The organism is Nonomuraea sp. IBHARD001, from assembly GCF_056106265.1.
In genome coordinates, this window is the sequence record NZ_JBWBBW010000002.1 from 8,986,201 (window position 1) to 9,004,363 (window position 18,163).

Consider the following 18,163-nt stretch of genomic DNA (forward strand, 5'->3'; position numbering starts at 1 on the left):
CACTGCCTGTGGAAGAAAGAAAGTTCGGGCGACACGCCGAAGGACCCCCACGTAAGTAGCAAAATAGACCTGTGCCACTTACCATCCAAGACCGGGAGATTCTGCGGCTGGCCGTGCCCGCTTTCGGGGCCTTGGTCGCCGAGCCGCTGTTCCTGCTGGCCGACTACGCGATCGTCGGACACGGCCTGGGGACCGACGCCGTCGGGGCGCTGGGGGTGGCGGGAGCCGTACTCGGCACGGTGATCAGCCTGTGTGTGTTCCTCGCCTACGGCACCACGGCGTCGGTGGCCAGGCAGATCGGCGCGGGCAACGCCGAGCGGGCCATGCGCAGCGGCGTGGACGGCATGTGGCTGGCCGCCGGGCTCGGCGTGCTGCTGATCGTGTGCTGCTGGCCGTTCGCGCCGATGATCGTGGAGTGGTTCGGCGCCACTCCGGCCCTGAGCGCCGAGGCCGTGACGTATCTGCGGATCAGTCTGGTCGGCACGCCCGCGATGCTGGTCGTGCTGGCGGGCACGGGAGTGCTGCGCGGGCTGCAGGACACCGCGACGCCGCTGCTGGTCGCGGTCGGGTCGTTCGCTCTCAACGCGGTGCTGAACGCCTGGTTCGTCCTCGGGCTGGACTTCGGCATCGCCGGGTCGGCATGGGGCACCGTACTGGCCCAGACGCTCGGCGCGGCCGTCTACCTCGCGGTCGTGGTCAGGGGGGCGCGCAGGCTCGGCGTCGGGCTCGGGCCGGATCTGGCCGGGGTCAGGAGCGCGGGCACGGCGGGCCTGGCCCTGCTCGTGCGGACGTTGTCGATGCGCGTGGTGCTGATCGTGGCGACGGTGGCGGCCACCAGGATGGGCTCGGCGCAGCTCGCCGCGTTCGCCATCGCCACCCAGGTATGGTCGTTGCTGGCCTTCGCGCTCGACGCCATCGCGATCGCCGGACAGGCCATCACCGGGCGTGCGCTCGGCGCCGGAGAGGTCGAGGCGGCCCGCTCGGCGACCCGGCGGATGGTGTGGTGGGGTGTGTGGTCCGGCGTGGTGCTCGGATTGGCCGTGCTGGCGAGCCGGCCATATCTTCCCGGCATTTTCGGCGCGGATACCCTGGTTTCGGAGCACTTGGTGGCGGTGTTGTGGCCGGTCGCCTTGCTCCAACCGCTGTCCGGTGTCGTGTTCGTGCTCGACGGCGTGCTGATCGGCGCGGGCGATCAGAAGTACCTCGCGTGGGCGTCGGTGCTGGCCACGCTCGCCTACCTGCCCGCGGCGGCCCTGGCCACCGGGTTCGGCCTGGTGGCGCTGTGGTGGGCGCTCGGCGTGTGGATGCTCGCACGCATGATCACCTTGGTGCTGCGGGCCCGGGGTTCGGCCTGGTTGGTCACCGGCGCATGACACCCATAACACCGAGACGCATGATCAGCGTCATGCCCGCGTGATCAGGTCTTAACGGCGGCGTGCTTGTCGGGATTGCCGGTGTTCATGCACTGTGGGGTCCCCTCCAGCGATTGGTACACCGTCGTGTCGATCCTGCGCCGCTTACCCCCCGAAGCCACAGGTCCACCCATCGGAGCTCGTCACCGCCTGGCACAGGTCTACCGTCCCGCCGATCTCATCGTCCTGGGTCTGGGCGTGATGATCGGGGCGGGCATCTTCACCGTCGCGGGCCGTCAGGCCGCGACGACGGCAGGACCCGGCGTCATCCTGTCGTTCATGATCGCCGGAATCGCGTGCCTGCTGGCCGCACTCTGCTACGGCGAACTGTCCTCGCTGATGCCGACCGCGGGAAGCGCCTACACGTTCGCGTACGTCATCTTCGGCGAGGTCTGGGCCTGGATCATCGGCTGGGCGCTGATCCTGGAGATGCAGCTGGCCGCGGCCGTGGTGTCCAGGGCCTGGTCGCTCTACGCCCAGCAGGCGCTCACCGACTTCGGCGTGCACGTGCCGATGCTGTCGGACCCGCTCACCCTGGCCATCCTCGTCCTGGTGACCGGCGTGGTCGCGATGGGGGCGCGGGTCGGCCTCCGCGTGCTGTGGGTCATCGTGGTGGCCAAGGTCCTGGCCATCGGCGCGGTGATCGTGGTCGGCGCCGGGCACTTCAACGAGGCCTACGTACGCGACCTGCCGCCGCCGCGCCCGCCCGCCGCCTCCGACGGCGGCGACACCGTGCTCGGGCTGTTCATCGGGCAGAGCGACGTGTTCGGCTGGTTCGGCGTGTTCGCGGCGGCGCCCGCGATCGCGTTCGCCTACATCGGCTTCGACATCCTGGCCACGGCGGCTGAGGAGACCGTCGACGCCCAGCGCAACGTGCCCCGGGGCATGATCAGGAGCCTGGTCATCGCCACCGTGCTCTACATCGCCGCCGCCGTCGTCATGGTGGGCATGGTCAGCTACACCGAGATCTCGCTCGACGCCCCCCTGGCCAGCGCGTTCAGGGCGGCGGGCGAAGGGGTCATGGTGCACGTCGTCAACATCGGCGCCGTGCTCGGCCTGACCACGGTCATCCTCGTGCTGGTCGTCGGCCAGACGCGCGTGCTGTTCTCCATGGCCAGGGACGGCCTGCTGCCGCGTTCGCTGGCCCACATCAGCCGCAGGTACGACAGCCCGACCCGGGTCACGCTGGTGATCGGCGTGGTCGGCGTGCTGCTGGCCGAGTTCGTGCCGGTGTTCACGCTGGAGCCGCTCGTGGTGATCGGGACGCTGTTCGCGTTCGTGTTCGTCGCGGCCGGGGTCATCGTGCTGCGCCGATCGCGTCCCGACCTGCCGCGTGGCTTCCGGGTGCCGCTCTCGCCCTCGGTGCCGCTGCTGTCGATCGTCGCCACGCTGTGGCTCATGGTCAACCTCAAGGTCGAGACCTGGGCGTACTTCGCCCTGTGGATGGTGGCGGGCCTGGCCGTCTACCTCGTGTACGGCAGGCGGCACAGCCTGCTGGCCGCCTCCGAGTCCGCCCCCATGACCGGCAGGGGCCGCCACCGCCGCTGAGCGCCCGCTACGGCCGCAGCCCCAGGTACGGGAAGGCCGAGGTGACAGGCACCGAGGGCCCCGTCACCTTGTCCTGCTGCCCTGCGACCAGCGCGGGCGCGCCCGGACCTGCGGGCTCGCCCATCAGCATCCTGAGCTGGATCGTGTGGATGTCGTCACCCAGCCTGCGACCGTTCGGATACCCCTGCGGATCGCCGCCGAGCAGGCCGAACCTGCTGGGCACGCGGGAGGGCGCGATGTCCATGTTCAGCCGCAGCTCGTCGCTCGGCACGACGGCCGCGGGATCGGCGTCCCTGTTCAGCACATGCGCGTTGAGGTCGTCGCGCACCGTGCCCCTGATCGGGCCCGTGGCCTTGGCGATGCCGGTGAAGTACACCTGCCACAGGTCCGCACGCGGGACGGGCGGCACCCGGAACGCCCAGTTCTGCAGCTTGATCAGCGCCGGGGCCGTCGGATAGCGCACGGCGCCCGTCAGCCAGATGTTGCCCCTGTCCTCGGTCGGCGTGCTCGTGTTCAGCCGCTCGCCCAGGGTGAACGACGTCAGCACGTCCATCGCCGGACCGGCCAGCCTCGACATCTGCGGATAGGAGGAGCCGAAGAGCGATTTACGGCCCGCCGTGGCCCAGATGCCGACGACCGGGTTGCGCACGGCGTCGCCGTTCAGGGCCAGCGCGCTCTTCGGCACCTGCAGCACGGTCGCGCTGACCTGGCCGTTGAGCACCTTGACCAGCTCGATCGGCGGAATGATCGGACTGCCGGTGAGCGTCATGCCGACGATCCTGGCGTTGCTGTAGAACGGGTCGGCAGCCTTCGTCACGAGGGTACGGCCGCCGCCCGGCAGTGCGGCCGTGGCCCGGACGCGCTCCTGGGCGAGTCCGGCGCGCGACAGCGCCGCCACGCCGTCCTTGACCAGCACCTTGCCCGCCACACCCGGACGCAGCTCCTCCAGCACGTACCTCTGCACGCCCGCCGCGTCCGGCCTGGCGAACGTCCAGCGGTAGGTGAGGTCCGGCGTGCCGGTGCCGCGCTGGTCGACGTGGATCTCGTACCTGGCGTCATGGGCGAAGCCCTTGCCCGCCGCGAGCAGGGTCGGCGCGTAGTCGGCGATCAGGCAGACCAGGGCCGGGTCGTCCGGGCAGACGAAGGCGTAGAGGTCGGAGCCGTCCATCTGGGGGTCGAGGATCAGCCTCGGCGCGTCGACATGGCTGGCGGCGCGTACCGTGCCCGTCGTGGGACCGGCCAGCAGTCCCGTGGTCAGCAGCCCGGCCGTCACGACAGCCGTCGAGGCGGCCAGGACGGCCGTCCTACGCGGAACTCTCATCTCTCCCCGATTCTTCACAACTCGACCATGGCCGTTCGGGCCTGGGCGACTCTGAGGGGGGAGAAATACGGATTGGCGGCCAGCGCCGCCGTCATGCGCGTGCGGAAGGCCGCCTCCCTGCCGAGCGAGCGTTCGATCTGCGCCCGGTGGAACTCGCGCAACGCGTCGACACCGCCCAGGCGTGCCGCCCTGCGCGCATAGACCAGGGCCTCGGCCGATCGGCCGGTCCGGTGCAGGGCCCAGGCCAGGGCGTCGGCCACCTCCACGCTCGATCGCGAACGCCACTCGGCCCGCAGCAGCCCGAGGCCCTTCGCGGGGTCGCCGTGGTCGCTTTCGTAGCGGCCGACCGCCAGGCGGTCGCCTGTGGCCTTGAGCAGGTCGAAGCTGGCACGGGCGGCCTGGCGCTCGCCGAGGTACAGCTGCAGCTCGCCCAGCTCCAGGATCGTCTGCGGCATGGGCAGTCTGGCGATCGCCGTCGCGTAGCGGGCCTTGGCCTCGCCGTACCTGCCGAGTGCGGCCTCGGCCCGGGCCAGGCCCGCCAGGGCGGGAACGTAGCCGCCGTCGGCCGCGAGGGCGCGTTCGAAGGCGTCGAGCGCCTCCTGAGGGTGGCCCGCCTGCCAGTGCGACTCGCCCATGCGGTGGTGGCAGTACGCCAGGTCGGCGGGGTCGGCGGCGGCGTCGGCCGCCCTGCGCAGGGCGTGCTCGGCCGCCTGACGGTTGCCGCGCAGCTCCAGCAGGTGTGCCGCTCGGGTGAAGGAGGCCACGTCGGGACGCATCGCCAGCATCCGGGCGAGCGCGCGGTCGGCCGTGCGGTAGTCGCCCAGCTCGACGGCGGCGTCGACCTGCATGCCGTACCCGGACGAGCGGTAGGGGTCGGCGCGCAGGGCGCGGCCCGCCCAGCGCAGGGCGTCGGCGAACTCGTGTCTGAGATTGGCCAGGGCGGCCAGGCCGAGCAGGGCGTCGGCATTGGCCTCGGGCCGCTCGGCCAGCGAGCGTTCGAGCGCGCCCTGCGCCTTGAGCTGGTAGGCGGGGTCGCCGGTGCGGCGCGCACGCTCGACATACGTGTTGCCGAGCGCGGCCCAGGCGCGGGCGTCCCTGGGGAAGGCGGTGACCGCCGTCGCCGGGGTCGGCCACTCCTCGGCCAGACCGCCGGGACCCGACAACGCCAGCACCAGCGCGGCTGTGGCGCCGAACGCCAGAACATGGACCTGCCTCACCGGTCGATCATGATCGTCTCGATCATGCCGATGCAATCGACACAGGTCAGCAAGGGGTAATAAGTACACAGCCCGGGGCACGTCGCTCGGCTTTCGGCTGCGGCTCGGTGCCAGGATCCTGGCGGTGAAGGTTCTCGTACTGGCCCTGCTGATGTTCCATCCGCTGGGCGACTTCTCGGTCAATCACTACCACGGGCTGGCCTTCCATCCCGATCGCCTCGAAGACACCGCGATCGTGGAGAGCGCCGAGATACCCACGCTTCAGGAACGGCCGCTCGCCGACACCGACGGCGACGGCGCCATCACCCCCGCCGAGGCCGCCGCCAGGAGCACCGCACGCTGCGGCGAACTCGTCTCGGGCATGCGCGCCCAGGCTGGCCGCTCGCCCCTGGAGTGGCAGGTCAAGGCCAGCACCCTGGAGTACGGCACCGGCAACGCTGGCCTGGCCACCAGCAGGCTCACCTGCCGCCTGGCCGCCGCGCTGCGCGTCGAAGGGCCGGTGTCCATCACGTTCGCCGACCACAACGCCGCTCAGCGCATCGGCTGGCGTGAGATCACCGCGACCGGCCACGGGGTACGGCTCACGCGCTCGGACGTGCCGTCCGCCAGTGTGTCCAAGCAGCTCACCGCCTACCCGGACGACCTGCTCACCTCGCCTCTCGACCAGCGCAGCGCCACCATCGAGGCGGCGCCGGGCGAAGGCACCGCGATAGGGTCGGCCCTGGCCAGGCTGCCGCTGCCCACGTCGTGGCTGACCGGTCTGGAGTCCACGCTCGGCGGCCTGGCCACCTCGGCGACGCTCACGCTGCCCGTCGGTCTGCTGGCCGTCCTGCTCGCCCTGGTCCTGGGCGCGGCGCACGCGGCACTGCCCGGGCACGGCAAGACGGTGATGGCCGCCTACCTCGCCGGACGGCAGGGCGACGCCCGCGACGCCGTACTGGTCGGCGCGACCGTCACGCTGACGCACACCGCCGGGGTGCTGGCGCTCGGCCTGCTGCTGACCGTGTCGTCGTCACTGGCCGGTGAGACGGCGATGGGGTGGCTCGGGGTGGCCAGCGGGGTCCTCGTGACCGGCATCGGGGTATGGCTGCTGGTACGCCGCGCCCGCACCGGAGCTGCTTCCGCCTCTGTTGGTCATGGTCACGGGCATGGTCACGGGCATGGTCACGGGCATGGTCACGGACATGGGCACGGACATGGGCACGGGCACGGACATGGGCACGGGCACGTGTTCGGGCGGCGGGGGCTGGTGGGGCTTGGGGTGGCCGGGGGGTTGGTGCCCAGTCCTTCGGCGCTGGTGGTGCTGCTGGGAGCCGTCGCGCTCGGGCGTACCGCCTATGGCGTGGCGCTCGTCGTCTGCTACGGGCTCGGGATGGCCGCGGCCCTGACCGTCGCCGGACTCCTCCTGGTACGGCTCGGGCATCGCGTCACGTTGCCGCGCTGGACCGATCGGGTGCGCCCCTGGGTACCGGTGCTCACCGCCACGCTCATCGCCGGGGTCGGCGTACTGCTGATGCTCCGCGGGGTGACCCAGCTCGGGTGAGTCACGCGTCGTGGGATCTCACGCGGTCAGAGGCGGCCCGCCTGGAGGACGCTGTGGAGGAAGGCCTGGGTTCTGGGGTGCTGGGGGTCGGTGAAGATCTGTTCGGGGGTGCCCTTCTCCAGGAGGACGCCGCCGTCGAGGAAGCACACCGTGTCGGCGATGTCGCGGCAGAAGCCCATCTCGTGCGTGGTGAGGATCATCGTCATCCCGCTCTCCTTGAGCTCCCTGATGACGCCGAGCACCTCGGTGACGAGGGCGGGATCCAGTGCCGACGTCACCTCGTCGAGCAGCATCAGCCTCGGCTGGGTGGCCATCGCCCTGATGATCGCCACCCGCTGCTGCTGGCCGCCGGACAGCTGGTCGGGATAGGCCTTCGCCTTGTCCGACAGGCCGAACCTGGCCAGCAGTTCCCTCGCGTGCGCCTCGGCCTTCGCCTTGCCGACCTTGTGCACCTGGCGAGGGGCGAGGGTGATGTTGTCCAGCACGCTCATGTGCGGGAACAGATTGAACGCCTGGAACACGATGCCGAGCCGCTTGCGTACGTCGTCGACGTCGGCACGCGGGTCGGTGATCTCCCTGCCGTCCAGGTGGATGGCGCCGTCGTCGACCGTCTCCAGCAGGTTCACGCAGCGCAGCAGGGTGGACTTGCCCGAGCCCGATGCGCCGATCAGGCAGACCACCTCGTGCGAGGACACCTCCAGGTCGATGCCGCGCAGGACATGATGACCGTGGAAGTTCTTCCACACGCCGTCGATCGTCAGCACGCTCATCGCGTCTCCTCCCGCCGTCATGCCCCGCGCCGCCGCTGCGACCGTGCGGCCAGGTAGTCGGTGAACCTGGCCATGGGAATCGTCAGCAGGATGAACAGCAGCGCCGCCACCAGGTACGGCGTGTAGTTGAACGTGCTGGTCGCATGGATCTGCGCCTGGCGCAACGCCTCCAGCGGCCCGATCGTCGCCACCAGGGCCGTGTCCTTCTGCAGCGAGACGAAGTCGTTCAGCAACGGCGGTACGACCCTGCGGGTGGCCTGCGGCAGGACGACGAACCTCATCGTCTTGCCGTGGCTCAGCCCGAGCGACCTGGCCGCCGCCACCTGACTGGGATGCACCGACTCGATCCCCGACCTGAACACCTCGGCCACGTACGCGCCGTACGACAGCGTCAGGGCGATGATGCCCAGGGTCGCGAGGTCGGTCGGCATGCCCTGCAACTCCAGCGCCGGAAGGCCGAACCCGATCAGGTAGATCACCAGGATGGTGGGGACGCCGCGGAAGATGTCGGTGTACAGCGTCGCGAGCGCCCTGACCGGGAAGAAGATCGGCGCCTTCAGTCCCCTGGCCAACGCGACCAGCAGCCCGACGATCAGGATGAGCGGCTCCGCGATCAGGAAGATCTTGACATTGAGCAGGAAGCCGTTCAGCACGTCGGGCAGCGCCGCCATGAACTGCTCAGGGTCGAAGAACGTCTCCTGCACCCGGTCCCAGCCCGGGGAGCTCGTCACCCCCCAGACCAGCAACACCAGGAACACGACCGTCGACGCCGTCGCGATCGAGGCGGCCCGAGTGCCCCGAGACCTCCGCACCTTCTCCCGATCGAGCTGCCGCTTGCTCTTCACCCAGCCGTCGGCGGCGGGCACCCCCTCCGGAAAGGCCACGAAATGGGTGCTGGGCCGCGCTTCGGGGGTGGTGGTTTCACGGGAAACGGAGGTGGTGGCGTCCGGCGCGGCGGGTGGCCCGTCGTGCTCGTTCGGCATGGGGGTGGCCTACTTCAGCTCGGGCGCGCCCGCGGCCGAGCCGAGCCACTGCGTCTCGATCTTCGCCAGTTCGCCGTTGGACTTCAGGGCCTCGACGGCCTTGTCCACACACGTCTTCAGCGGGCTGTCCTTCTGCAGGACGAGTCCGAACTCCTCGGGCGTGTCGCCCGTCGCGGCGAACTGTCCGACAATCTTGGAGCCTTCGACCTGCGCGGCGGTGACGTAGAAGGCCGTCGGCAGGTCCACGACCAGGGCGTCGACCTGCTTGTTCTTGAGGGCGTTGACCGCGTCGATCTGCTCGTTGTAGACGTTCAGCTCCTGCGTGGGCTGGATGACGCTCTTGACCGCGCTGAGCGCCGTCGTGCCGACCTGGACGCCGATCTTGGCATCCTTGAGCCCGGCCAGGTCGGTGGCGCTTGCGATCTTGGAGCCGTTCAGCGCGACGACGGCCTGCTTGACCGTGTAGTAGCCCTTGCTGAAGTCGACGGCCTTTTCCCTGGCGGGCGTGATCGAGACCTGGTTGATGTCGAAGTCGAACTGCTTGGCGCCCGGCGCGAAGGCCGAGTCGAACTTGACGACGTTCCAGGCGACCTCACTGCGGTCGAAGCCCATCTCGCCCGCCACGGCGAACGCCACCGCGCTCTCGAATCCCTGCCCATTGCTCGGGTCGTCGTCCTTGAACCAGGGCTCGTAGGCCGGCTTGTCGGTGCCGATGGTCAGCTTGCCCGCCGTCGTGAGCTTGAGCTGGTCCTTCGTGCAGGCCGTTGTGGCACCTGCGGCAGGCGTGGCGGAGGACGTCGTCTCGGACTCCGGCGCACACGCCACCGTAGCCGTCGCCAGCACCCCAAGCGCGAGCAGCACAGCGGGACGAACCATGACCAAGCCTCCAGCCAAACAACGAGAGCAGAACGTCCAAATTCTACGCGTCCGAAAAGACGAATAGATCCCGGCCCAATGAGGGAGGCGGGAGGGGCGACGGGGGCGGCGTTTCGGGGCTGGGGCGGGGCGGGCGAGCGGGCGGGATGGGAGGGCAGGGGCCGAGCGGGCGAGTGGGGTGGGTGGAGAGGGCAGGGGGCCAAGCGGGCGAGTGGGGGGAGCGCCTCCCGACTCCGCCTCCCGACCAGCCCACCCGCCCCTTCCTGCCCGTCCTGCCTGCCCGCCTTCTCGCCCGCGCGGCCCTCGGCGGGAGGCAGAAGGTGGGAGACGGTGCCGGGAGGGCTGCGAGGGAGGCGGGAGTGGGAGGGCCTTGAGGGGCGATCGAGCTGACGTTCCAACACGATCGAAGACACCGCCCGCGAAACGCTCAAGGACGACTCGCGACACGATCACGGGCGTCCTGTGGCGTTGCGATGGCGGCGCGGAGATGCTCCGCACGCCGTCGCACGCTTTGGTCGCCGGTACGTTGCGGCGGGCAGGCGAAGTCCTGCTATGGACGCGTGAGTGATGGAGCCCGGCCACGTGCGGACGGAGGCGCCAAGGAGGCTTGCCGTAAGGGAAGGCGAAAGAGGCTTGCCGCATAGGAAGCACGGGCGGGCTTGCGCAAGGAGCAGGCTTGCCGCGAGCGAAGCAAGGGGCTTGACCTATGGGGCTTGTCGTCGAAGACGAAAGCGCGGGCCTGTCCTTGCGGAAATCCCCCGGGGAAGCCGAAAGCCCCCCAGAGCCGGAGCTCCAGGGGGCCGAAGACGAACGGAGGGGTCGCCTAGCTGGCGATGACCTCCACGTCGACCGAGGCCGAGACCTCGGGGTGCAGCTTGACGCTGACCTTGTGGCTGCCGACGCTCTTGATCGCGTTGACGATCTCGATGCGGCGGCGGTCGAGGACGGGGCCGCCGGCGGCCTTGACCGCGTCGGCGATGTCGCCCGTCGTGATGGAGCCGAACAGGCGGCCGGTGTCACCGGCGCGCGTCTTCAGCTTGACCTTGAGTGCGCCGAGCTGGCCGGCGACCTCCTTGGCCGTGCCCAGGTCGCGGATCTCGCGGGCGTCGCGCGCCTTCTTGATCGAGGCGATCTGCTTCTCGCCGCCGCGCGTCCAGAGGATCGCGTAGCCGCGGGGCAGGAGGTAGTTACGGCCGTAGCCGTCCTTGACCTCGACGACGTCGCCAGGAGCGCCGAGGCCCGAGACCTCGGTGGTGAGGATGATCTTCATATCGCCAGGCTCCTTAGCGCGCGGTGCTCGTGTAGGGCAGCAGAGCCACCTCACGGGCATTCTTGATCGCGGTCGCAACGTCGCGCTGGTGCTGGGTGCAGTTGCCCGTCACCCGGCGGGCACGGATCTTGCCGCGGTCGGAAATGAACTTCCGCAGCAGCGCCGTGTCCTTGTAGTCGACGTAGGAGATCTTGTCGTGGCAGAACAGGCAAACCTTCTTCTTGGGCTTGCGCAGTGCCGGCTTAGCCATCGTGGTGCTCCTTTCAGAGCCCCGCAGTGATGCGGGAATGGACTCGGGCTATGGACAGATGGATCGGAAGACTAGAAGGGGGGCTCGTCGCTGAAGTCGCCGCCGCCGCCGAAGCCGCCGCCGCCACCCTGCTGCTGCTGGCCGCCACCGTAGTTGCCGCCACCACCGCCGCCGCCGCCGAAGTTGCCGCCGCCACCACCGCCGCCGTAGTTGCCGCCGCCGCCCTGGGAAGGGGCGGGCGAGGCAGAGGCCCACGGGTCGTCGGCGGGGCCGCCGCCGAAGCCGCCGCCACCACCGCCGCCCTGACGGGAGGTGCGGTTGACCTTGGCGGTCGCGTTGCGCAGAGACGGGCCGATCTCATCGACCTCGACCTCGTAGACGGTCCGCTTCTCGCCTTCCTTGGTCTCGTAAGACCTTTGCTTGAGCCGCCCCTGCACGATGACCCGCATGCCGCGCTGCAGGCTCTCGGCGACGTTCTCGGCCGCCTGACGCCATACGTTGCAGGTCAGGAAGAGGCTTTCGCCGTCCTTCCACTCATTGGTCTGGCGGTCCATGAACCGCGGAGTGGAAGCGATACGGAACTGGGCCACGGCTTGCCCCGTTGGGGTGAAGCGCAGCTCCGGGTCGTTGACGAGGTTGCCAACGACGGTGATTACGGTGTCGCCTGCTGCCATGGCTAACGATCGCCTTCCTGCACGTCTTCGCTTGGGTTACGGCTCAGCGTACGGCTCGCCCCCGACAGAACGCCGGGGATCGGCCTAGTGCGCGTCGGGACGCAGGACCTTGGTGCGCAGGATGCCCTCGTTGAGGTTCATCTGGCGGTCGAGCTCCTTGACCGTCGCGGGCTCCGCGGCCAGGTCGATGACGGCGTAGATGCCTTCCGACTTCTTGTCGATGTCGTAGGCGAGGCGACGGCGGCCCCAGACGTCGACCTTCTCCACAGTGCCGCCGTCGTTGCGCACGACGGTGAGGAACTGGTCGAGGGACGGCGCCACAGTGCGCTCATCGAGCGAAGGGTCCAGAATGACCATTACTTCGTAACGACGCATGCGGACTCCAACCTCCTCTGGACTCTTGCGGTCACGACGATCTGCCGTGACAGGAGGACGCTGACGTGTCGAATGGAGCCACCCCTGATCGGCGCTCCACCCGCGCCATCGGTGAGATGGTCACAACGCAGCTGTGCCAGGTTACCAGCCGCCCGAGGATGGGAACGCCTGAAGGAAACGAGGGGGTGGTTGTAGTGCCACACGTACTTCGTCCCACCGGCGACCAGACGTCCCCGTGGGCGCTCAACGGAGACGGCAGATCCCATCCGCTGCAGAACGCCCTGGCCATCGGCACGCTGGTCTGCGGCGTCGTGGCCTTCGTCGCGGCGTACTTCTTCGCGCCCGAAGGCCACGTCGTCGCCTCATGGGTGGGTGCGCTCGGCTTCGGCGGCGGGCTCTACTCGCAGTTCGTCTCCGACACCACGGGCGAGCGCGTTTTCAACATCGTGGGCATCGTGGCGTCCTTCGTCGGCGTCGCACTCGGCATCGCCCAGGGCGGCTTCCTGCCCTGAAGCCATGCCGACCCGCTGGCGGGAGGCTCGTTTTAGCCGCCCAGGCGCAGGTCGACGCCCAGCAGGATCAGGAACCAGAGGAAGACCGCCAGCAACGCCTCGGCGATGTCCTTGAGCAGCGCCGGGGTGATGTACTCGTGCACCCAGGCGACGTAGATACCGATCAGGATGTAGATCAGGAAGACCAGGCTGATACCACGGCGGTAGTAGGCCATCGTATTCTCCTCGTATCGGGGGGCACCCCGCGACTGCCCTTCTGCCCTGCCGCCAAACAAAAGCGAGGCGAGCACCCCGAAGCCCCGATGCGTCTAGGCTCGACGGCATGGTTCGCATCGGAGCACACGTCGACCAGGACGACCCCGCGGCCCACGCCGCCGCACGTGACGCGGAGGTGGTGCAGTTCTTCCTCGGCGACCCCCAGGGCTGGAAGGGCCCGGTCCTGCCCGGCAAGCCGATAGAAGGCGTCGACGTCTACATCCACGCCCCTTACGTGATCAATGTGGCGACGGCCAACAACCGCGTCCGCATCCCGAGCAGGAAGCTGCTCACCCAGCACCTCCAGGCAGCCGCCGGCCTCGGCGCCAAGGGCCTGGTCGTGCACGGCGGCCACGTCGGCAAGGACGACGACCCGCAGCTCGGCTTCGACAACTGGCGCAAGGTGTTCGAGCGCATGGAGCAGCCGATCCCCGTGCTGATCGAGAACACCGCGGGCGGCGGCAACGCGATGGCCCGCAAGCTGGAGCGCATCGCCAGGCTGTGGGACGCGGTGGGCGAGTTCGGCGTCGGCTTCTGCCTGGACACCTGCCACGCCCACGCGGGCGGCGAGGAGCTCGCCGACGTCGTGGAGCGCGTCCTGGCCATCACCGGCAGGATCGACCTGGTGCACTGCAACGACTCGCGCGATTCCTTCGACTCGGGCGCCGACCGGCATGCCAACATCGGCCAGGGCCAGATCGACGCCGAGCTCATCCTGGGTGTCTGCCGGGCCGCTGGAGCCCCGATCGTGGTCGAAACACCGTTCGAAGGCCAGGCCGAGGACATCGCCTACCTGCGCAAACACCTCTGACCCCAGTTACACACAGCCTGTGGATAACTTTTCTGGATTACGCAGACGAAAAGCCGGGTAGAGAGTTCTACCCGGCTTTTCCGATGAAGGATGAAGCTAGACCGCGGGAGCAGGCAGCGGCTCGTCGTCGGTCTTGGCGACGGGCTCGGTCCGGTTGAGCATCTTCAGCGGCAACCGGTCGGGCGCGTCGGCGAACACACCGCCCGAAGGATCGTCGGCCCCGCCCTTGCGCACGACGTCCTTGTCCGGCTTGAGGATGTCGCGTACGACGAGTGCCATGAGCAGCAGCACGGTCAGCGCCCGCGCCCACACGGCGGCGAAGTAGGCCCCGTCGCCGATCCCCAGATGCTTGGTCTCCTCCGAGATGCCGACCAGATAGAGCCAGATCGCGAAGAAGTACCACACCTCCGCGGCCTGCCACAGCGCCAGCGCCTTCCAGTTCGGCCTGGCCAGCACCGCGAACGGCACCAGCCACAGCACGAACTGCGGCGACCACACCTTGTTGGTCAGCATGAACGCGGCCAGGGCCAGGAACATCAGCTGCACCAGCCTCGGCCGCCTGGGCGCCAGCCACGTCAGCAACGCGATCCCCAGGCACAGCAGCGCGAGCACGGCCACGCCGAGGAAGCTGAGCTGCTCGGCGTCACCCAGGATCGGCACCTGCTTGACCTGGAAGAAGAACCAGAGCGACCCCCAGTCGGCGCCGCGCTCCTGACTGAAGACGTAGAAACGGCTCCAGCCCTCGAACGCGCCGATCATCACCGGCAGGTTCACCGCGACCCAGGCGATGACGGTGGCCGCCATCGTGACGCCGAAGGCCCGCCACTTGGCCGTACGGACGGTCAGCAGGAACAGCGCCCCGACGAACATCAGCGGATAGAACTTCGTCGCGATCGCCAGCCCGAGCAGCAAACCGGCCCAGATGTGGCGACCACGCGACCAGGCCAGCAACATGCCGAGCGACAGCGCGCCCGCCACCAGGTCCCAGTTGATGTAGGCGGCCAGGATGACCCCGGGGGCCAGCGCGTACCAGAGCGCGTCCCACCTGCGCCCGGGACCGGCCAGCATGCCCATGAGCACCACACCGGCGATCAGCGAGAGTGCCATCAGCACGACGGTCAGGTCGTAGAAGCTCTCGGGCGGCAGGCCGAACGTCCTGGTCACCCACGAGATGAAGTTCATCACCTCGCCGAGCACCACCGGGTACTCGACCTGCTTGTCGTAGGGCACGTCCGCGAAGTACGGGATCATGCCCTCGTTGAGCCTGCGGTCGAAGTACAGCGGATAGATGTCGGTGTAGCAGAAGTTGGTGAACTGGGCGGTGCCGCTGTTCCACGCTCCGCCGAACCGGCACGGCCACTTCCACAGATAGGCCAGCACCGCCCCCAGCCAGGCCAGCAGGGCCAGGGGCAGGTAGACCTGGACGCGCAGCGCGCGCCGGTGGTCGAGCCCGGTCATCGCTCGTCGCGCTTCGTGGCGTCGGGAGCCGGGACGGAGGCCCCGCCCGAGCCCGGCCCACCGGCGGGGATGTCGCCGAGCTGGTCGGTCTCGGTGGGCTCCTGCGCCGGGTCGCAGTTCTCCAGCAGCGGCTGGCACTCGCCGTCGTCGTCGGGAATGCCGTCGTCGATGGTGCCGTCGTCGTCGAACGGATCGCTCGGGTCGTACGGCGTGGTCGGGTCGACGCTGTCGGTCGCGGTGGGCGACGGGGTCGGCTTCGGCGCGAGGTTCTCGGGCGTGCCCGCGTCGGCCTTGGCCGGGAACTGCTCGACGTCCTTGTTGGCCATGGCCGCCGCCATGAAGTCGTGCCAGACCTCGGTCGGCTTGCCGCCACCGCCGATCTCGCCGGGCAGCGACTCCTCCTTCCACAGGACCGGGTACTTGGGGTCCTTCTCGAGGATGGCCAGCGTGCCCGCCTTGTTGTACTTCAGCGGCTTGGTGCCGTCCTTGTTGTAGGCGACTTCCTTGTACATGCCGACCGCCGTGGACAGCTGCGGGGTGAAGCCGACGAACCAGGCGTCCTTGGAGTCGTTGTTCGTGCCGGTCTTGCCGGCGACGGGACGGCCGAAGTTGGCCGCGCCGCCGGTGCCGCCCTTGACCACGGCCTGCATGGCGAACGTGGCGTCGGCGGCGGCCTCCTCGCTGATCACCTGGCGCTCGATCTTCTGCTCGGGCAGCACCTCGAGGCCGTCGAACTCCTTGACGGAGATGACGGTGTGCCAGTCGGTGTGCTTGCCGGCGTTGGCGAAGATGGAGTACCCGGCCGCCTGCTCGACGGCGGTGACGGTGGCCGAGCCGATCGTGACGGCGTACTTGTGCTCGTCGATCGCCCAGTCGACCGAGTTCTTGCCGAGGTCGCGCGAGGCCTGCTCGCCGACTCCCGCCTCCTTGGCGATCCTGGCCACCTCTTCGAGGCCGACCTTCTCCCCCATCTGCACGAAGACCGTGTTGACGGAGCTCGCGGTGGCCTTGACGAGGTTGATCGCACCGAAGGGCTGCATGCCCGCGTTGCTGATCGGCTTGGTGCCCGGCGCCTCGTAGGTCTTCTTGCCCTCGATGTAGCTGTTGAGCGACCAGCCCTTCTCCAGCCAGGCGGCCAGCACGTAGGGCTTGAACGCCGATGCGGCCTGCTTGGCCGCGTGGAAGGCGCGGTTGTTGAAGTCCTTGAGGTAGTCGTCACCGCTGTAGAAGGCGACGACCCGGCCGTTCTTCGGGTTCACGGCTGCGAGGCTGGTGTGCACCTGCTTGCCGTACTGGGCGGTTCTGCCGTTGACGGCCTTCTTGGCGGCGAGCATCAGGTCGCGGTTGAAGGTGGTGATCACCTTGAGGCCGCGGCTGTTGAGGTCGGCCTCGCTGATGCCGCGCTTGGCCAGTTCGAGCTCGACGATATTGAGCATGTAGCCGCGCAGGCCCTGGTACTTGTCACGGCTCTTGGTCGGGGCGAACTTGAGCTTCTCGAAGGGCGCGCCCACGAACTTGGCGTACTCGGGGATCTTCGTCAGCTCACGCATGACGTAGTCGTAGCGCTCCTTGGTGGGAGCGAAGTTCTTGTTCGCCTCGGCCTTGTCGAACGTGCCCGGGTTCTGGATACGGCCGGCGAGGTAGGCGGCCTCGGGCACGGTCAGGTTGGTGACGTGCTTCTTGGGGCCGAAGTAGGCCTGCGCCGCCGCCTCGATGCCGTAGGCGCCGCGGCCGAAGTAAATGGTGTTGAGGTAGTTGGCGAGGATCCAGTCCTTGTCCTTCTCCTTGGACAGCTTGACCGAGACGAAGATCTCCTTGACCTTGCGGCTGATCGAGACGTCCTTGGACAGGCCCTCGTAGTAGTTGCGCGACATCTGCTGGGTGATGGTCGAGGCGCCCTGGATCTGCTGGCCGGTGACCGTCATATAGACCGAACGGCCGAGGCCCTTGAAGTCGATGCCGGAGTTGTCCCAGAAGCTACGGTCCTCTGCGGTGATCACCGCGTCCTGGACGTGCTTCGGGATGTCCTTGAACTCGACGATCCTGCGCTTGGTGCCCAGCTCGGCGATCTTCGTCTTGCCGTCGCTGTAGTAGATGACGCTGCCCTGGGCCACCGCCTCGTTCTGGGTGGTCTCGGGGATGGGCGTGTTGGCGTAGGCCACGGCGATCATGCCGAAGCCGCCCGCGGTGAGGACCACGAAGCCGACCAAGACGATCTTCCAGCTCGGCACGAACCGCTTCCAGCCGCGCCGCCTGCCGCCGCCGTCGTCGTCCCCGCCGTCGTCGGAGGCGCGTGCGCTCTCACGCGGGCCGCGGGGAGGAGGCGCACCACGCCTGCCACGACCGCTCCGCCCACCGGACGTCGGCGCTTCTTCCCCGAACGAGCCGGACGCACCGGATGCGCCGGACGCGCCCGACGCGCCGGAGGAAACGGACGAGCCCCGGCCGCCTGGCGGCCGGTCGAGGCGCTGGGTGCTGTGCTGGGGGTCGGGGGCCTGGGCGCCCTCCATGGCCGAGCGCGTCACCGGCGCGGGACCCGACTGGATCGCCATCGTGCCGGTGTCCTCGTAGGCGGCCTCGGGCCTGCGCCCCTGAGGACCGCTGGGCCGGCGCGCCGAGCCGTATGTGGAGCCCTGGTAGCCGTCGGGCGCGTAGGCCGAGTCGGCGTAGCCGCCCTGGCGCGGCTGCGGGCCGGGCGCGGCGTAGGGAGAAGGCGCGTTGTAGGGGGAGGCAGGCTGCTGGGCCGTCGGCTCACCCCAGGTTTGCGGCGCCTGTGGTGGGGGGACGGAACGTCCTGAGCCAGAGCGACGCCGACGCCCAGGGCGCTCGGGGCGTCCGGCTTGCTCGGAGCCATTGCTGCTGTTACTCACACGTCCTCGCATCGTCAT

The 18,163-nt window shown here is 69.2% G+C and carries 17 protein-coding genes; 5 read left to right on the top strand and 12 right to left on the bottom strand.

Going from position 1 to position 18,163, the window contains the following annotated elements; translation table 11 throughout:
* Window positions 1–71: 71 nt before the first annotated feature.
* On the top strand, window positions 72–1,373 hold the full coding sequence (locus ACTWNK_RS42335; RefSeq protein WP_474310751.1) for an MATE family efflux transporter: 1,302 nt from the start codon (window positions 72–74) through the stop codon (window positions 1,371–1,373).
* Between the two features lie 87 nt (window positions 1,374–1,460).
* Window positions 1,461–2,960 (top strand): APC family permease, encoded by a 1,500-nt coding sequence (locus ACTWNK_RS42340; RefSeq protein WP_474310753.1) that lies wholly within the window; start codon window positions 1,461–1,463, stop codon window positions 2,958–2,960.
* A gap of 7 nt (window positions 2,961–2,967) precedes the next feature.
* Here the strand turns inward: ACTWNK_RS42340 and ACTWNK_RS42345 are convergent, their stop codons facing one another.
* On the bottom strand, window positions 2,968–4,281 hold the full coding sequence (locus ACTWNK_RS42345) for a DUF4331 domain-containing protein (protein ID WP_474310755.1): 1,314 nt from the start codon (window positions 4,279–4,281) through the stop codon (window positions 2,968–2,970).
* A gap of 14 nt (window positions 4,282–4,295) precedes the next feature.
* A complete protein-coding gene (locus ACTWNK_RS42350; RefSeq protein WP_474310757.1) occupies window positions 4,296–5,498 on the bottom strand; it encodes a tetratricopeptide repeat protein in 1,203 nt (400 codons plus the stop codon).
* A 124-nt stretch (window positions 5,499–5,622) separates the two neighbouring features.
* Between ACTWNK_RS42350 and ACTWNK_RS42355 the strand changes: the two genes are divergently transcribed.
* Window positions 5,623–7,041 (top strand): HoxN/HupN/NixA family nickel/cobalt transporter, encoded by a 1,419-nt coding sequence (locus ACTWNK_RS42355; protein ID WP_474310758.1) that lies wholly within the window; start codon window positions 5,623–5,625, stop codon window positions 7,039–7,041.
* A gap of 26 nt (window positions 7,042–7,067) precedes the next feature.
* Here ACTWNK_RS42355 and ACTWNK_RS42360 read toward each other — a convergent pair whose 3' ends face one another.
* The 7 genes from ACTWNK_RS42360 to rpsF form a co-directional block, all read right to left on the bottom strand.
* Window positions 7,068–7,811, bottom strand: a complete 744-nt coding sequence (locus ACTWNK_RS42360) for an amino acid ABC transporter ATP-binding protein (RefSeq protein ID WP_474310759.1) — start codon at window positions 7,809–7,811, stop codon at window positions 7,068–7,070.
* A 17-nt stretch (window positions 7,812–7,828) separates the two neighbouring features.
* Entirely contained in the window at window positions 7,829–8,794 is a 966-nt protein-coding gene (locus ACTWNK_RS42365) for an amino acid ABC transporter permease (protein ID WP_474310761.1), read from the bottom strand.
* Window positions 8,795–8,803: 9 nt separating this feature from the next.
* Complete coding sequence (locus ACTWNK_RS42370) at window positions 8,804–9,670, bottom strand: ABC transporter substrate-binding protein (RefSeq protein ID WP_474310762.1); 867 nt, start codon at window positions 9,668–9,670, stop codon at window positions 8,804–8,806.
* An 823-nt stretch (window positions 9,671–10,493) separates the two neighbouring features.
* Complete coding sequence (rplI, locus tag ACTWNK_RS42375) at window positions 10,494–10,940, bottom strand: 50S ribosomal protein L9 (RefSeq protein ID WP_474310763.1); 447 nt, start codon at window positions 10,938–10,940, stop codon at window positions 10,494–10,496.
* Window positions 10,941–10,953: 13 nt separating this feature from the next.
* Window positions 10,954–11,190, bottom strand: a complete 237-nt coding sequence (gene rpsR / locus ACTWNK_RS42380) for a 30S ribosomal protein S18 (protein WP_020543048.1) — start codon at window positions 11,188–11,190, stop codon at window positions 10,954–10,956.
* 71 nt (window positions 11,191–11,261) lie between these two features.
* Window positions 11,262–11,864: a single-stranded DNA-binding protein gene (locus tag ACTWNK_RS42385; RefSeq protein WP_474310765.1), complete on the bottom strand. Its 603-nt coding sequence runs from the start codon at window positions 11,862–11,864 to the stop codon at window positions 11,262–11,264.
* An 84-nt stretch (window positions 11,865–11,948) separates the two neighbouring features.
* Window positions 11,949–12,239 (bottom strand): 30S ribosomal protein S6, encoded by a 291-nt coding sequence (gene rpsF / locus ACTWNK_RS42390; protein WP_474310766.1) that lies wholly within the window; start codon window positions 12,237–12,239, stop codon window positions 11,949–11,951.
* A 194-nt stretch (window positions 12,240–12,433) separates the two neighbouring features.
* On the opposite strand from rpsF, the gene ACTWNK_RS42395 reads away from it, so the two are divergent.
* A complete protein-coding gene (locus tag ACTWNK_RS42395; protein WP_474310767.1) occupies window positions 12,434–12,751 on the top strand; it encodes a hypothetical protein in 318 nt (105 codons plus the stop codon).
* 32 nt (window positions 12,752–12,783) lie between these two features.
* On the opposite strand, the gene ACTWNK_RS42400 is transcribed toward ACTWNK_RS42395, so the two are convergent.
* Window positions 12,784–12,966, bottom strand: coding sequence for a hypothetical protein (locus tag ACTWNK_RS42400; protein ID WP_474310769.1), 183 nt, complete (start codon window positions 12,964–12,966; stop codon window positions 12,784–12,786).
* Between the two features lie 107 nt (window positions 12,967–13,073).
* Here ACTWNK_RS42400 and ACTWNK_RS42405 point away from each other — a divergent pair, with 107 nt between their 5' ends.
* Window positions 13,074–13,817 carry a deoxyribonuclease IV gene (locus tag ACTWNK_RS42405; RefSeq protein ID WP_474310770.1) on the top strand — a complete coding sequence of 248 codons (744 nt, stop codon included), beginning with the start codon at window positions 13,074–13,076 and terminating at the stop codon, window positions 13,815–13,817.
* Window positions 13,818–13,913: 96 nt separating this feature from the next.
* Here the strand turns inward: ACTWNK_RS42405 and ACTWNK_RS42410 are convergent, their stop codons facing one another.
* Both ACTWNK_RS42410 and ACTWNK_RS42415 read right to left on the bottom strand, forming a co-directional pair.
* Window positions 13,914–15,275 carry a glycosyltransferase family 87 protein gene (locus tag ACTWNK_RS42410; RefSeq protein WP_474310772.1) on the bottom strand — a complete coding sequence of 454 codons (1,362 nt, stop codon included), beginning with the start codon at window positions 15,273–15,275 and terminating at the stop codon, window positions 13,914–13,916.
* Window positions 15,272–18,145, bottom strand: a complete 2,874-nt coding sequence (locus ACTWNK_RS42415; protein ID WP_474310773.1) for a transglycosylase domain-containing protein — start codon at window positions 18,143–18,145, stop codon at window positions 15,272–15,274. The genes ACTWNK_RS42410 and ACTWNK_RS42415 overlap by 4 nt, the downstream gene beginning before the upstream one ends.
* Window positions 18,146–18,163 lie beyond the last annotated feature (18 nt).

Bases quoted from the DNA above. Each gene is read 5' to 3' on its own strand.
- rpsF (WP_474310766.1), bottom strand. From the start codon at position 12,239: ATGCGTCGTTACGAAGTAATGGTCATTCTGGACCCTTCGCTCGATGAG.
- ACTWNK_RS42410 (WP_474310772.1), bottom strand. From the start codon at position 15,275: ATGACCGGGCTCGACCACCGGCGCGCGCTGCGCGTCCAGGTCTACCTG.
- ACTWNK_RS42385 (WP_474310765.1), bottom strand. From the start codon at position 11,864: ATGGCAGCAGGCGACACCGTAATCACCGTCGTTGGCAACCTCGTCAAC.
- ACTWNK_RS42400 (WP_474310769.1), bottom strand. From the start codon at position 12,966: ATGGCCTACTACCGCCGTGGTATCAGCCTGGTCTTCCTGATCTACATC.
- ACTWNK_RS42360 (WP_474310759.1), bottom strand. From the start codon at position 7,811: ATGAGCGTGCTGACGATCGACGGCGTGTGGAAGAACTTCCACGGTCAT.
- ACTWNK_RS42340 (WP_474310753.1), top strand. From the start codon at position 1,461: ATGCACTGTGGGGTCCCCTCCAGCGATTGGTACACCGTCGTGTCGATC.
- ACTWNK_RS42405 (WP_474310770.1), top strand. From the start codon at position 13,074: ATGGTTCGCATCGGAGCACACGTCGACCAGGACGACCCCGCGGCCCAC.
- rplI (WP_474310763.1), bottom strand. From the start codon at position 10,940: ATGAAGATCATCCTCACCACCGAGGTCTCGGGCCTCGGCGCTCCTGGC.
- rpsR (WP_020543048.1), bottom strand. From the start codon at position 11,190: ATGGCTAAGCCGGCACTGCGCAAGCCCAAGAAGAAGGTTTGCCTGTTC.
- ACTWNK_RS42370 (WP_474310762.1), bottom strand. From the start codon at position 9,670: ATGGTTCGTCCCGCTGTGCTGCTCGCGCTTGGGGTGCTGGCGACGGCT.
- ACTWNK_RS42365 (WP_474310761.1), bottom strand. From the start codon at position 8,794: ATGCCGAACGAGCACGACGGGCCACCCGCCGCGCCGGACGCCACCACC.
- ACTWNK_RS42345 (WP_474310755.1), bottom strand. From the start codon at position 4,281: ATGAGAGTTCCGCGTAGGACGGCCGTCCTGGCCGCCTCGACGGCTGTC.